Source organism: Serratia sp. 1D1416, assembly GCF_003641105.1.
GTDB lineage: Bacteria > Pseudomonadota > Gammaproteobacteria > Enterobacterales > Enterobacteriaceae > Serratia > Serratia ficaria.
In genome coordinates, this window is sequence record NZ_CP032738.1 from 3,406,181 (window position 1) to 3,421,651 (window position 15,471).

At 62.4% G+C, this 15,471-nt stretch carries 8 protein-coding genes and 1 pseudogene; 8 read left to right on the forward strand and 1 reads right to left on the reverse strand.

From position 1 onward, the window contains the following. Window positions 1–11 precede the first annotated feature (11 nt). From tssK to D7I37_RS16445, 5 genes and pseudogenes are all read left to right on the forward strand, one after another. Window positions 12–1,133 (forward strand): annotated as a pseudogene (gene tssK / locus D7I37_RS16420) (type VI secretion system baseplate subunit TssK); the annotation flags it as partial. Next, entirely contained in the window at window positions 1,039–1,587 is a 549-nt protein-coding gene (tssJ, locus tag D7I37_RS16425) for a type VI secretion system lipoprotein TssJ (protein WP_242502701.1), read from the forward strand. The pseudogene tssK and the gene tssJ, both read left to right, overlap by 95 nt. Continuing rightward, window positions 1,587–2,036, forward strand: a complete 450-nt coding sequence (gene tssE / locus D7I37_RS16430; protein WP_129544005.1) for a type VI secretion system baseplate subunit TssE — start codon at window positions 1,587–1,589, stop codon at window positions 2,034–2,036. The genes tssJ and tssE overlap by 1 nt, the downstream gene beginning before the upstream one ends. Window positions 2,037–2,088: 52 nt before the next feature. Then, window positions 2,089–2,526 (forward strand): DUF1283 domain-containing protein, encoded by a 438-nt coding sequence (locus D7I37_RS16435; protein WP_165283107.1) that lies wholly within the window; start codon window positions 2,089–2,091, stop codon window positions 2,524–2,526. A 173-nt stretch (window positions 2,527–2,699) separates the two neighbouring features. Continuing rightward, a complete protein-coding gene (locus D7I37_RS16445; RefSeq protein ID WP_129544006.1) occupies window positions 2,700–4,124 on the forward strand; it encodes a VasL domain-containing protein in 1,425 nt (474 codons plus the stop codon). 104 nt (window positions 4,125–4,228) lie between these two features. Here the strand turns inward: D7I37_RS16445 and D7I37_RS16450 are convergent, their stop codons facing one another. Beyond that, window positions 4,229–6,367 (reverse strand): TonB-dependent siderophore receptor, encoded by a 2,139-nt coding sequence (locus D7I37_RS16450; RefSeq protein WP_129544007.1) that lies wholly within the window; start codon window positions 6,365–6,367, stop codon window positions 4,229–4,231. Window positions 6,368–6,677: 310 nt separating this feature from the next. Here D7I37_RS16450 and fes point away from each other — a divergent pair, with 310 nt between their 5' ends. From fes to D7I37_RS16465, 3 genes are all read left to right on the forward strand, one after another. Then, window positions 6,678–8,000: an enterochelin esterase gene (gene fes, locus D7I37_RS16455; RefSeq protein ID WP_129544008.1), complete on the forward strand. Its 1,323-nt coding sequence runs from the start codon at window positions 6,678–6,680 to the stop codon at window positions 7,998–8,000. A 69-nt stretch (window positions 8,001–8,069) separates the two neighbouring features. Further along, window positions 8,070–8,288, forward strand: coding sequence for an MbtH family protein (locus D7I37_RS16460; protein WP_269458458.1), 219 nt, complete (start codon window positions 8,070–8,072; stop codon window positions 8,286–8,288). Window positions 8,289–8,323: 35 nt separating this feature from the next. Beyond that, on the forward strand, window positions 8,324–15,463 hold the full coding sequence (locus D7I37_RS16465) for a non-ribosomal peptide synthetase (protein ID WP_129544009.1): 7,140 nt from the start codon (window positions 8,324–8,326) through the stop codon (window positions 15,461–15,463). Window positions 15,464–15,471: the final 8 nt, after the last annotated feature.

A 15,471-nucleotide genomic window follows, 5' to 3' on the forward strand; every position in this document is an offset into this window, starting at 1 on the left:
GCAGGAAGCCGATGAAAATGGAACAACCGTTATGGGGCAGGGGCATCATGATCTCTCCCCAGCATTTCCAGCAACAGGCCGCGTATGCGGCCTGGTCCGCGGAATGCATTGCCCGAATGGGACTCAATCATCCCTGGGGGATGATTGAGTCTGTCTTTGAACCGGACGCACTGAAGCTCGGCCGTCTGCAGGCCCGTAAGCTGCATGTCCGTTTCCCGGACGGGACGCTTATCGATACAGATAATGCCGATGCGCTGCCCCCGGTTCTGTCACTGGACAGCGAATCGCGTGACGTGGTGGTGTTACTGGCGCTGCCCCTGCTGCGGGCGAATGGCGGCAACTGCCTGAAACCTGATGAGGTGGCCGATCGTCCGGTGCGTTTCCGTCAGCGTTGGCGAGACGTGCGTAACCAGTTTGGTGAAGACCTCCGCCAGATTGCGGTGATGCAGCCGGAACTGACGCTGCGCTTTGCCCATCAGAACAACAGCGATTATCTGACCTGCCCGGTGGCCCGTCTGCAGCAGGACTTGCAGGGCGTCTGGCGGCTTGATGACGGCTTTCTCCCGCCGCTGCTGACCGTACAGAGCAGCCGCTGGCTGGCGACCCAACTCGAACAGCTGATGACACAGCTGCGCGCCCGTCTGACCCGTTTGATGGCCATGCGCCGCGAAAGCAATGAGCGGATGGCGGATTTTGCGGTGGCCGACGTGTCTCTCTTCTGGCTGCTCAATGCCCTGAACAGTGCCGAGCCGGTACTGGGCCAGTTCCAGCGCAATCTGCAGAGCCCGGCAGAACGCCTTCATACCGAACTGTCCCGCCTGGCCGGCAGTCTGCTGACCTTCTCCCTGGAACATCAGGTGAGTGTGATACCGGCCTATCAGCACGAGCGACTGAATGCCGTTTTCCCACCGCTGTTTGATTTACTAAGCGACTTGCTGGAGGCGAGCCTGCCGTCTCGGGTGGTGTCAATTGAGCTTGAGCACGATAAGCGGCTGCACTTTTGGCAGGCACGTCTGCACGATCCCCGTCTGCGTGAAGGTGCCGACTACTACCTGTCGGTGCGTTCCCCGATGCTGGCTACCTGCACTGCTGGCGTTCAGCCTGACCGGCTGCGGGGTGGCGCAGAGCGTCACGGACGGCACAAAATCGGCCTTCACCGCCGTTTTTTACAAGAAGATTAAAGTCCTGCGTCTGGATTTCACCGCGCGCGAGGCGCTGAATACCGATGCCCGAGAGAGCCATTCGCTGTCTGAGCCGGTTGTGGTTCGCGTTTACCAGTTGAAAGACCGCAAAACCTTCGACAAAACGCTGTACCAGCAGTTGCTCAAGGACGGCGAAACGATCCTGAAAGCCGACCTGCTGGCGACCCGCGACGTGGTGGTAAAACCGGGCGGGGATGCGAATCTTGATATGCCAATGGAAGAAAACGCACGGTTTGTCGCGGTGGCAGGGCTGTTTCGCCATCCGGATATGCTCGACAACGGCTGGAAGCAGGTTCTCAAACGTGAAGATCTCGATCCGGATAAGCCCCGTATTCTGGAAGCCGGGAATAACCACCTGAGGTTACAACCGCTGAAGGATGACTGATGCCACAGGGACACAACACGCCATCGCTGTATGAAACGCTGAGTGGTAATTTCTCCGGTGGCCTGAGCCTCCGCCAGGTCAGTGAAGAAAATCAGGTTATCCTGTCGGTACTGGACAACATGCAGCGCATCCTCAACTGTCGCGCCGGCACGCTGGCCCATTTACTCGATTACGGCCTGCCGGATATGACCAAAATCCTTCAGGGAATGCCGGGTACGGCCCATGAACTGATGGGCACCCTGTCGGCGGTTCTGCTCAAATATGAGCCGCGCCTGAAAAAAATAACCGTTGTCCTGCTGGAACAGAACGTCCCCGGCGAACTGCGCTATGCCATTGACGTCGAGCTGAAAGGCGTGGGGTTGGTGCGCTACGGCACCGAGTTTATGCCGGAAGGGAGAGTGCTGTTGAGGCATCTGAAGCAACAGCAGTATCTTGATAATTCAGCGTAAACTTAAGAAAACAGGCGAGGTCAGCACCGTTTAACTTATAGGGATATTCCAAATGAAACTGCAAACCGGCATTAAATTGTCGCTGCTGCTCTGCATCATGATCGCCACGCCTGTCATGGCACACCCCGGACGAACCAACGCGGATGGCTGCCATACCAACCGTAAAACCGGTGAATATCATTGCCACGGCAGCAAAAGCCGGCGCGTTGATTATTATGGTCAGGATAAGCAATCGGATAATAAAACGACGGCAGCCCCGGCCAAAAAAACAAAGCCGTATTCGACGAAAAAAGAGATTGGGATGAGTAAAGCTAAAACGGGCTCGGTCAGGAGAGATAAAGGCCTTGGCGACTCCAGGCCAGATCCCGTCGCTCCACCACCTGATGTTCAGGTGCAATGTATCAACAGCAAAAATTTCAATGCCTATTGGGAAGCGGTTACCAGGCGCTGCCTGGACAGAAGCACGGGAAGAGAACTGGTTATCCCCTGAGCGATAGCAGCAAGGTATTGAAAGGCAATTATTTTACCTTTCTTATTTTAGATGTTTACAAAATTGCCGATCCGGCTGCATTACAGTATCTGCAGAGCAAGGAGTATGCAGAGAGTGAAGCGGCCTAAATAATAACTCTCCAATGCTGTATGCGGCCAAATGGATATCTGGTTATGAATGACATTCCCTCCCGTAAAATTAAAACCGGCAGCGACCCGCGTACGCTATCGGATTATGCCGCCCTGCGCGATGAGCTGAGCAAACTGACGCATCCGGCGCGTCCGGATGTGAACTGGCGTTATGCCGAAAAGCTCTGTCTCTCCTTGTTTGAACAAAACGGCGTGGAGTTGCAGACGGCGGCCTGGTACACATTGGCCCGTACGCAACTGGCCGGGTTGCTCGGCCTGAATGAAGGGCTGGCGATACTGGACGCGTTGATGAGCCATCGGTGGGGCGTACTCTGGCCGCAGCCGGTACACGCCCGGATGGAAATCCTCAGCGGTCTGAGCCAGCGGATACAGCAGCTGATGCGCACGCTCCCCCTGAATTACAGTGACCTCAGCCAGCTTTATCGAGCGGAACAGCAACTTGCCAGCCTGGGGGCGGTGCTGCAGCGCCTGGAGCTCAAGCATCTTAGCCAGTTCGATACGCTGCGCACCCTGATGCATAACAGTGCGGTTCGGCTGGAAAACAGTGATTGCGCGTCCGCTCCAGGCGCGGTCACTTGCCCCGGTGTTGCGCTGCCCGTAACGGTAATCAATAATCCAGGAACATCCGTTAATGCTCTGGCTGGTATTCCGGTCGCAGAGAACAACGAATCGGCTAACGCGGTGCAATCGGTGGATGCAGCACAGCCGGCACATCAGCCGAATGTGGCCGTGTTGGCGGCGGTACCGGTTCCGGCAAAAAACTGGAAATCCTTCACCGCCGGAATGTGTACCATGCTGGTGATAAGTGCAGCAACGGGGTGGGGCTGGCATGTCTCGCACCGACCTGACCCGTTGCAGACTCGGTTCGCTGCCTCCCTGGCGCCTTTACCTGCAGTACTCTCACCCGAACAGCGGGATACGCTGCGTCAGCAATCTCCCTTACCGGAAACGCTTATCACAGAGACACAGCGGCAGCTTGCTCGCCTGAGTCAGTTACCGCCGGATTGGGCTCTTGACTACGGTAATCAACTGATAGAACAGGCTCGGATGCTGTGGCCTGAACAGGCTAAACCACTGGCACAGCAGTGGCTGCGGCAGTTGAACGCCGCCAGCATACCGACAGAAAACCTGAATGGCTGGCATCAGGGAATGACGAAGCTACAGCAACTGAGTGACCGGCTGAGCGGGCTGGACGAGCAGAAGGGTAAATACATGACGGTCAGTGAACTGAAATCAGTGGTATTTTCCGCCATGCAGTCATTTAATCAATCCATACCGGCTGAAGAGCAACTGCGAGCATTGTCAGAAAACCCTGCTGGAGAACCTTTACCTGCCGCTGCCAAGGCTCAACTGGAGATGCATCTGAAGCAATTGATTGCCCGATATGCGCGACTGGTCCAGCCCGAAATGGATCGTATCACTGATACGGAAAGTAATATCAACAAATAAAAAAGAATAATACTGACCCTGACCCCGCGCTCTGATGAGCGCGGGGTTTTTTGTTTGGGCATTTTTTACCGCAGCCGGTTTAGGCGGCTGCGGTAAAGAGGGAGTTACCAGCTGTAGCTCAGCGTGGCGAAGGCCGTGCGGCCGTTGCCGTAGAAGCAATCGTTGGAGCAAGAGGCGATGTATTTCTTGTTGCTGAGGTTATTCACGTTCACCTGCACGGCGGCGCCTTTCAACGCAGGGGAAACTTCGCCAAGCTCATAGCGCGCCATCCAGTCATACAGGGTGAACGCGGGCACTTTGGCGGTATTGGTGCTGTTGGCGTAAGAGGTGCCGGTATAGCGCACGCCCACGCCGGTGGTGAAGCCTTGCAACAGACTGTCCCGGAAGCTGTAGCTGCCCCACAGCGAAGCCGCATGGGTCGGAATGGCCGGCGGCGTCTTGTCCAACTCGTCGGCGCTGTTGGTTTCCTTATTGATGATATCGGTATAGGTGTAGCTGGCGATCAGGTTGAAAGCCGGCGTGACCTGCGCGTGCACTTCAGCCTCCAGGCCCTTTGAGCGGATCTTGCCGATTTGCTCGTTATATTTGGTGGTGCTGTTGAAGCTGGTGACGTTTTTTTGCGTCAGGTCGAACAGCGCCAGCGACATCATCATCTCCGTGCCTTTCGGCTGATATTTTACCCCAACTTCGGTTTGCTCCCCCTTGGTCGGTTTGAAGGGGTCGGAACCCGGCGCGCCGGTGTCCAGATTGGGTTCGAACGAGGTGCTGTAGCTGACATAAGGCGAAATGCCCGAATCGAAGGCGTACAGCAACCCGGCGCGGCCGGTGAAGGCCGTGTCGTTTTGCTGCGACAGGGTGGATTCGACGCGGTCCTGGGTGCGGGTTTCGCTCCAGTCATAACGGCCGGACAGCGTCATATTCCAGCCGCCGTAGCTCAGCTGATCTTGCAGGTACAGCCCCAGCTGATCGAGCTTTTTGCGGGTGCTGGTGGCGAGCGGCAGGGCGCCGGCGTCGATGTTCAGCCCGTAGACCGGGTGCGTCCAGTCAATGTCGTAGCCGCTGGTGCTGCCGCGCCACAGTTTGCTGTCCACGTCGCGCCAGCGGTAATCCAGGCCGGCGACCATGCTGTGGTCGATCTCCCCGGTGGCGAATTCCGCCTTCAGCTGGTTATCGATGCCCAGATCTTTCGATTTCACCTGTTCGCGCTGCGGGCGCCGGCTCAGCAGCGTATCCGGCGTCGTAGACTTCATAAACACCAGATATTTGTAACGCTCTTCCGTGCTGGCGAAGCGCAGGTTTTGCTGGAAGGAAAACACCTCGTTGATGTAGTGGCTCAGGCTGTAGCCGATAGCCGCCTGCTCGCGCCAGGACTGGTTAAAGTTGGGATCGCTGACGTTAAAATCCTGCGGAATATAGCCGGCGGAAGAGGCGACGCGCGTGCCGATAGCCGGCAGGAAATTGCGGTATCCGGCCTTGGGTTCTTTTTGATAGCTGGTCAGCAGGGTAAAGGTGGTGTCTTCATTGGGGATAAAGGTCAGCGCCGGCGCGATGGCGAATGCCTGCTCCTTGTAGTCTTTGACGAAGCTGTTTTTGGTGCTGGCCACGCCGTTCAGGCGGAACAGCAGGTTGGCGTCATCGTTTACCGCACCGCCGAAGTCGAACGCCGCTTCGCCGTAGCGTTGATTGCCGGCGCTGAATTGCACCTTGCGGATATTTTCCGCCGTCGGGCGCTTGCTGGTCATCATCACCAGCCCGCCGGGTTTGGCCTGGCCGTAGACCACGGAGGCCGGGCCATGTATCACTTCCGCCCGTTCCAACAGCCAGGCGTTCATTTTGCTGCTGTCGCCGAAGCTGAGGCCATCCAGATACTTGGGCGCGTAACGGAAACCGCGGATCAGCACTTCGTCAAAACGGTTGGAGGAGCCGCGATACTCGGCGACCACGCCGCTGGTGTAGCGCAACGCTTCCTGAATGGAGGTGGCGCCCTGGGCATCCATTTGATCGCGCGTCACCACCGAAATCGCCTGAGGGGTTTTCACCAGCGGCGTTTCCGTTTTGGTGCCGGCGGCGCTCTGCTTCGCCACAATGCCCTTCAGCGGCGCGGCGACGCTTTCCTGCCTGCCGGCGACCACGGTAATGTCTTTTTCCGTGGCGTTATCCGCCGCCGTCGCGTACAGGTTCGGCACCATGAACAGCGTAGAGGCGAACAGCAAACCGGTTCCTTTCTTTGATGTATCAGACATATTTCATCCCTTAAAAATCATTCTCTAAATAAGAACTTGTTATCAATAGGTTGTTATTGATGGGGTAAATGCGCCCCGCCATGGCGGGCATGCCGCGAGCCTTGCCTGCTCCCGGAGCCTCGGCCCGCCGTCGGTAACGGCGGCGAACCGACAGGCGCACCGATTTCTTCTGCCGGTTTTCGTGTGGGAAGCGTCGGCAAAATAAGGTTTTTTTTTTTGAGAATGTGTTACATGTTATTGCAAACAATAATGATTATCAATAGTATTTGCATTCAATTATGGAGAATGGCAGCAAAAAAAGATTTAATTTATGTCTTTAAAGTCAAATGGATATGTTATCGATAGCGCTAATGGAGAGGCAACGTCGACCGCCCGGCAGTGGCTGCAAGCCGCCGATATCGGCAGTGAAGCCTGGTGGCAACGGCTGGCGACGACTGGCGCGCCGCTGATCGATGCGTTACCCGCTAATCAGGTCTGCGTGACGTTCATCTGGCGCGATGAGCAGGGTGATGAGCGGCATTCACGGATTGAAAGGGTGTATGCCGACGTCAATTGCGTCACCGACCACCACAGCTTTTCCCCGCAAAGCCTGGCGCGCTGCCCCGGTACCGACGTGTGGTACTGGCAGGTGGTTATTCAGCACGACTGGCGCGGCAGCTACAGTTTTATCCCCATCGAACGCGAGCAGCTTCCGCCGGTATTTTCCGGCACGCCGGAAGAGCAAAATCGCCGGCAACGCCGCTGGTGGTGCTCATTATTTCCGCTGATGCGCCACGATCCGCTCAATCGGATCGCCCCCCATCGAAGCAGCCGCGGTTTCCCGCTTTCCGCCATTCATCTGCCCGCCGCGCCGGACCAATCCGCCTGGCTGGCGCTCGACGCCGGAAGCGCCAGCGCCGATCCGCGCCGGCTGCAGCATTTTCACTGGCACAGCGATCGCCTGGCGAACCAACGGCGCATCTGGCTTTACACCACCGGCGGCGAGGCCCAGGCCGATGAACGGCCGTTGGTGCTGTTGCTGGACGGCCAGTTCTGGGCTGAGGGCATTCCGGCATTTAGCGCGCTGGACGCACAAACGCAGGCCGGCGCGTTGCCGCCGGCGGTCTATTTGCTGATTGACGCCATCGACATGACGCAGCGCGCGGAAGAGTTGCCGTGCAACCCGCTTTTCTGGCAGGCGGTGCAGGCGGAATTGTTGCCTCTGGTCAGCGAGCGCGCGCGCTATAGCGCGGATCCGCAGCGCACCGTCGTGGCGGGCCAGAGCTACGGCGGCCTGGCGGCGTTGTACGCCGGTCTGCATTGGCCGCAGCGGTTCGGCCGGGTATTGACGCAGTCCGGCTCCTTTTGGTGGCCGCATCTGGAATTCGTCATTGAAGCCCGCGCCGGCCAACCCGCCAGCGTCGGCTGGTTGACGGAGCAGGTGGCGCAGGGCGTTGGGGCAGCGGCGCCGCTGACCGTGTTTCAAGAGGCCGGCGATCGGGAAGAAGAGATCGCGCACGTGAATCGGCAAATGAACCGGGCGTTGTCGGCTGCCGGCCATCGGGTGCATTACCGCGCCGTGGCCGGCGGGCATGACGCCGTTTGCTGGCGCGGCGGCCTGATCGACGGCCTGAAGATCCTCTTAACTTCCTAAAGGAAAGCATTACCCCATAAGGCAGCCGGAAAGGCGCCGCAGAACAACGTTACTTTAAAGGTAAGGAAAATGAGTCAAATGCAAGCGAATCCCTTCGACGATGAAAACCATCCGTTTTACGTTCTGGTCAATGACGAAGCGCAATACAGCCTGTGGCCGGCGTTCGCCGCTTTGCCCGCCGGTTGGCGGGCGGTGTTCGGCCCCGAAGCGCGCCCGGCCTGTGTCGGCTATATCGAGGCCCACTGGCAAGATATGCGCCCGCTCAGGCTGCAAAACGCCGGCCGCTAAACCAGACGTCGTCAACGGACAAAGGAATTGCCATCGTGTCAGAAGCTCTCGTTACTCCCGCCCTTGCGGCGGGCTATCATGAATTGCCGCTGGTTGCCGCGCAACCCGGTATCTGGTTGGCCGAACAAATCGCCGACCGTCGTAATATTTTCGCCGTCGCTCACTATATCGAGCTGCAGGGCGACATCGATCCCGCGCGGCTCGATGTCGCCGTGCGTCATGGCCTGGCGGAGGCCGATACCCTGCACGCCACCTTCCTGCAGGGCGAGCAGGGCCCCTTGCAACGCATTCCGCGGCGCTGCACGCCCGCGCAGGTGCAGCCGCTGGAGCTGCTGGATTTCAGCGGGCGCCAGGATGGCCGCGCCGCCGCGCTGGCGTTGATGCAGGCCGATCTCGCCGCCGAGCTGCCCGCGGACGGCGATGCGCCGCTTTATCGCCAGCTGCTGGCGCGGGTGCCCGCAGCGGACGGCGGCGCCACGCCTTGCTGGTTCTGGTTCCAGCGTTTCCATCATCTGACTATCGACGGTTTCAGCTTCGCCGCGCTGACCCGGCGCATCGTCGACATTTACCGCGCGCTAACGCTGGGTAAACCGATCGGCGACTCTCCGTTTACGCCGTTCGCCGCGGTGGTCGAGGAGTATCAACGCTATCGGCAGAGCGAAGCCGCACGGCGCGACGCGGCATTTTGGCAGCAACACTGCGCCGCGCTGCCGGCGGCAGTTTCATTGGCGAGCGGCGGCGAGGCGGATGCCGGCGATCTGCGCGTGCGGCGCTATCGCGCCAGCCTGGACGCCGCCGGGGTCGAAGGGCTGTTGGCCATCGCCCAGGGCGCTCAGGTTGCGGTGCCGGAAACGCTGATGGCGGCGCTGGCGGTGTATCTGTATCGCATGAGCGGCGAGAGCCACCTTTCCATCGGTTGTCCGTTTATGCGCCGAATGGGGTCCGCAGCCCTGAACGCGCTGGGGCCGGTGGTCAATATCTTGCCGCTGCAGCTGCAACTGGGGGATGAACAGCGCCTGGCGGACGTGGCGCAGGCGTTGGCGGCGGAAATCAAACGGGCGCGCAAGCACCAGCGCTATGAGGCGGAACAACTGCGCCGCGATCTGGGGCTGGTCGGCCAGCAGCGCGGGCTGTATGGCCCGGTGTTCAACTTCAAAATGTTTGACTACGCCCTGGATTTGGGCGGCGTTACGGGCAGCACCCATGCGCTGGCGACCGGTCCGGTGGACGATCTGGAGTTTGAAATTTATCTCCAGCAGGGCGAGCTGACGATTGAGCTGGCGGCCAACCCATCCCGCTATGACGACGCCAGCCTGCGCCTGCACGGCGAACGGCTCCTGTTCCTGCTGCGGCAGCTGATCGCGCGGCCCGAAACCCCGTTGGGAGCGTTGGCGCTGGCGGCGGATGCCGAACTGGCCATGATGAAACAGTGGGCCAAGGGCCCGGCGCTGGCGATGCCCGCCGGGGCCGTTTCGGTTCTGGATATCTTCCGGCAGCGGGTCATGGCGCAGCCGCAGGATATCGCCGTGGCCTGCGGCGATGCGCAGCTGAGCTATCAGGCATTGGCGGGCCGGGTGGCGCAGCTGGCGCGCGAGCTGATCGCGCGCGGCGTCGGCGCCGAAGACGTGGTGGCGATCGGCATTCCGCGTTCGGTGGATTCGCTGGTGGCGATCCTTGGCGTGCTGGCGAGCGGCGCGGCCTATATGCCGCTCGATCTCGACTACCCGCGCGACCGTCTGACGCTGATGTGCGACGACGCCCGGCCCCGGCTGCTGCTGGCGCATGCCGCCACCCAGGCGCAGCTGCCGCCTTTGCCGGAGATCCTGCTGCTGGACGATGCCGACTTCCTCGCCGCCTGCGCCCGGCATTCGGCGCGGCCGGTCAGCGACGCCGAGCGGCGGGTGCCGCTGCACGGCGCGCACCTGGCCTACATGATCTACACCTCGGGTTCCACCGGGCGGCCGAAGGGGGTGATGAGCACCCACCAGGGCCTGTTGAATTTGCTGCACGCCCATGCCAGCCATCTTTATGGCCCGGCGATGGCCGAGTTCCAGCGGCACAATACGCGCCGCATGCGCGCCGGCCACACCGCCTCCTTCTCCTTCGATTCCTCATGGGAACCCCTGTTCTGGATGATGATCGGCTGCGAGCTGTACATCTTCGACGAAGAGCTGCGGCGCGACGCCTATGCGCTGGTGCAGACCATGGATCGGATCCCGATCGATGCGATGGACATTACGCCGTCGTTCTTCACGCAAATGATCGACGGCGGCCTGCTGGAGGCCGGCAGGCACCGCCCGGCCTTTATCATGATCGGCGGCGAGGCGGCCACGCCGCGGCTGTGGAACTTGCTCCGGCAGCATCCTGAATTGAACGTGCACAACTATTATGGTCCGTCGGAATACACCATCGATACCCTGGGCGCCAGCGCGCGGGTGGCCGAACAGCCGGTGATTGGCCGGCCGGTCGCCAATACCGAAGTGTATCTGCTCGACGGGCAGCTGCGGCAGGTGCCGGTGGGCGTGGTGGGCGAGCTGTATATCGCCGGCGCCGGGCTGGCGCGCGGTTACCTGCGGCGGCCGGATTTGACGGCGGCGCGCTTTGTGGCCAACCCCTTCCGGCCGGGCGGCGTGATGTACCGCAGCGGCGACCTGATGCGCTGGCGCTGCGACGGCCAGCTCGATTTCGTCGGGCGGACCGATCACCAGATTAAAGTGCGCGGCTTCCGCGTAGAGCTGGGCGAGGTGGAGAATGCGTTGGTCGCTCTGCCGCAGGTCAGTACCGCGGTGGCGATCGCCGAGGCGATCGGCGCGACGCACCGGTTGATCGGCTACTGCTCGGTGCCGGACGCCGCGCTGCGCGCCAACCCGGCGCTGTCATCGAATTTGCTGGAGCAGCTGGCGCTCAGCCTGCCGGATTATATGGTGCCCGCCGTATTGGTGGTGCTCGATGAGCTGCCTTTAACGGTGAACGGGAAAATCGACCGGCGGGCGCTGCCGGTGCCGGAGCGGCCGGTTCAACAGGCCAGCCGCGCGCCGCAGACGCCGCAGGAAATCCTGATCTGCCGGGCGATGGCCGGCCTGCTGGGGCTGGCGCGGGTGGGGGCGGACGACGACTTCTTTACCCTGGGCGGCGACAGCATTTCCGCCATGGGGCTCGGCACCCTGCTGCGCCGCGAAGGCTATCAGCTGCGGCCGAAAGAGGTGTTCTCGCAACGCACGCCGGCGCGCATGGCGTTGGCGCTGCAAGCGCTGGCGCAGACCCGGCGCCCGGCGGCGGCGCTGCGGTTGCCGGACGCCGTCCTGAAGCGCGCCCGGGATAAATACGGCGCGATGCATGCCGTATTGCCGGTGCTGCCGTTGCAGCAGGGCCTGTTGTTCCACGCCCAGCTGGGCAGCCAGGCCAACAATTACAACGCCATCAGCCGTTTCGACCTGGAAGGCCCGCTGGACGCCGCGCGGTTGCGCGATACGCTGGCGCAATTGCTGGTGCGCTATCCTCAGCTGGCCGCCATTTTTGACAGCGACCTGCACGACGAGCCGCTGCAGGTGTTGCCGCAGCCCGGCGCCGCGGCCTGGCCATGGCGGACCCTCGATCTGTCCGCCATGGCGGAACCGCAGCAGCGAGAGGCGCTCGGGCGGCTGGAGAAGGAACTGTTGGCGCAGGACCTGATGGCGGCCAGCCCGCAGCCGTTGCTGTCGGCGGTGTTGCTGCGCCTTGGCGAGCAGCGCCATACGCTGCTGATCGCGGCGCATCATCTGGTGGGCGACGGCTGGTCATCGGCCATCTTGCTGCACGACCTGCTGCACCTGTACGGGGGCGAAACGCTGCCGGCGCTTAAGGTCGACTATGCGGCGTTGATCGGCGAGATGGCGCAGCGCGATCGCAACGCGCAGCGCGATGCATGGCGGGAAAGGCTGCTCGGCGTTGTGCCGACGCTGCTGTACCCGGATGCGGACATCGCCGGGGAAGTCCATGAGCTGGAGGTGCCGATCCCGGCGCGGTTGGAACAGGCGCTGAAAGCGTTGCTGCGCGAGCAGGGCATTACGCTCAGCACCCTGCTGCAGGGCGTTTGGGCCACCTTGCTGGGGGCGCTGGCCGGCCGCGACGATGTGGTGTTCGGCACCCCGGTATCCGGCCGCTACAGCGAAATCAGCGGCATCGAACAGCATGTCGGCCTGTTCAGCAATACGCTGCCGGTTCGTTTCCGCCTGCAGCCTGAGCGGCCCTTGCTGGCCCAACTGCAGGCGCAACAGCAGCAACAGATCCCAATGCTCGAGCACGACGGGCTGGGGCTGGGCGAAATTCAGCGCCTGGCCGGCAGCGGCACGCTGTTCGACACCATGCTGGTGGTGGAGAACTACCCGGAAGACGAGGGGCTGCACCAGCGGCGATTCCAGGGGCTGCGCTGCCCGGCGATGGATAACCACGGTTATACCCACTATCCGTTGACCCTGCTGGCGCTGCCCGGCGAAAGGCTGCGTCTGCAGCTGGAATACCGCGCGGCGGTCGGCGATGCGCGGCCGCTGGCCCAGCGGTTGCTGACGATCCTGACCGCGCTGGTTGAAAACCCGGCGCAGCCGCTGGCGGCGATGGACCTGCGCACGCCGGAGGAAATGGCCTTGCAGCAGCGGGTGAACGCCACCCAGATGGCGCTGCCCGCCGAGACGCTGTGCGATGCGCTGGCGCGCCAGGCCGAGGCGACGCCGCAGGCGATCGCGCTGGCGGATATTCACGGCGAGTTGACCTATCGGCAGGTGCGGCAGCGGGTTAACGCGCTGGCCGCCCAGCTTCAGCTGCAGGGCGTGCGCCCGGGAGACCGCGTGGCGGTGGCCTTGCCTCGCTCGGCCGAACTCAGCCTGGCGTTGATGGCCATCCTGCAGGCCGGCGCCGCCTATCTGCCGCTGGATACCGGATATCCCGATCAACGCCTGGCCTATATGCTGCAAGACGCCCAGCCGCGTTTGCTGATAACCGAAAGCCGGCAGGCCGAGCGTTTCAATGATCTGGCGCCGCTGCTGCTGACCGACGAGCCGTTGCCTGAGGCGAGCTTCCGGCCGGTGCGCATTACCCGGCAGCATCCCGCTTATCTGATCTATACCTCAGGATCGACCGGGCGGCCGAAAGGGGTGGTGGTGTCGCATGGCGCCATCGTCAACCGCCTGCGCTGGATGCAGGCGCAGTATCCGCTCACGCCGGCAGACGTTGTGCTGCAAAAGACGCCGTGCAGTTTCGACGTCTCGGTGTGGGAATTCTTCTGGCCGCTGATGGTCGGCGCCCGGCTGTTTATGGCGCCACCGGAAGCGCATCGTGAACCGGAAACTCTGCGCGGGCTGATTGAAAGCCGCGGCGTGACCACGCTGCACTTCGTTCCTTCGATGCTGGCCGCTTTTGTCGCTTCGCTCGACCAACGGCGCGGCGCTTGCCCGACGCTGCGTCAGGTGTTCTGCAGCGGCGAAGCCCTGCAGCGCGAACTCTGCGGATCCTGGCAGCGGCTGTCCGCCGCGCCGCTGCATAACCTGTATGGCCCAACGGAGGCGGCGGTGGATGTCAGCTATCAGCCGGCGTTTGGCGCCAGCCTGGCGCAGGTCAGCGGCGTCAGCGTGCCGATCGGCAAACCGGTGTGGAACACGCAGCTGATCATCCTCGATCACCTGTTGCGGCCGGTGCCGCTGGGCGTGGCGGGGGAACTGTACCTCGGCGGCGTGCAGCTGGCGCAGGGCTATCATGCGCGGCCGGATTTAAACGCCGCCCGCTTCGTCGCCAACCCGCTTCACGCGGGGCAGCGCATGTACCGCACCGGAGACGTGGCGCGCTGGCTGCCGGACGGCACGGTGGAATACCTCGGGCGCAGTGACGATCAGCTGAAGATCCGCGGCCAGCGCATTGAGCTGGGGGAGATTGAAGCGGCATTGCTGGAGCTGCCGCAGGTAGGGCAGGCGGTGGTGCATGCGCGCCTGCCGGGCGAGGGCAAGGGGCGCATGGCCGGCGCCGATGAGCGGCAGCTGGTGGGCTATGTGATCCCGGCGAGCGGCGCCCGGTTGGATGTCGACGCGCTGCGCGCCCAGCTGGCTTCACGCCTGCCGGCGCATATGGTGCCGGTGGCCCTGGTCGCCATGGACGCCTTCCCGCTTAGCGCCAACGGCAAGCTGGATCGCAAGGCGTTGCCGGCGCCGACGGGCAAAACCGGCCAGGGCCGGGCGCCCGCCGCCGGCCTGGAGCGGCAGATCGCCGCGCTGTTCTGCCGCTTGCTGGGGGTGGAGCGGGTCGATGCCGAAGACGATTTCTTCGCCCTTGGCGGGCATTCGCTGCTGGCGATGCGCCTGGCCGCCGAGCTTAAGCGCGAGCTGATGCGCCCGGTGGCCGTCGGGCAGGTGATGGTAGCCTCCAGCGTGGCGGCGTTGGCGGCGGCGTTGGCGTCGGAGGCGGCGGCCGACGGCGTGGGCTTCGACGAAGCGCTGCCGCTGCGCGCCGGCGAAGGGCGCCCGCTGTTTTGCGTGCATCCGGCATCGGGATTCGCCTGGCAGTTCAGCCTGTTGCCGCGCTATTTGCCGGGGCAGATCCCCATCGTCGGCCTGCAGTCGCCGCGGCCGCACGGGGCGATTGCCGCCAACCGCGATATGGATGCGCTGTGCGAGCAGCATCTGGCCACCCTGCGGCGGCTGCAGCCGAGCGGGCCGTATCACCTGATGGGCTATTCGCTGGGCGGCACCGTGGCGCAAGCCATCGCGGTCAAGCTGCGCGAGCAGGGCGAAGAGGTGGCCTTCCTTGGGTTGCTCGACACCTATCCGTCGGAAACGCAGGACTGGCATGCGCCGATTTCCGCCGAAGCGCTTGAGGAGGTCGAGCGAGAGCGCGCCCTGTTTATGGCGTCCGCCGGCGACGACGAAGCGGAGAAACGCGCGATGTTCGATCAGATCCAGGCCAACTATGACGATTCGGTCGGCCTGCTGTCCGCCGCCAAAACGCCGCGCTACGACGGCAAGATCACGCTGTTTGCCGCCTCGCAGACGCTGGATGCCGACCCGCAGGCGGTTTGGGCGCCTTATGTCAGCCAGTTGGAAACCCACGTTTTGGACTGCTCGCACATCACCATGATGTCGCCGGAAACCATGACGGTATTGGGGCCTTTGCTGCGGCGGATACTGGCGGGGTGCGACGCGTTGGGGCGCTGACCGAAACC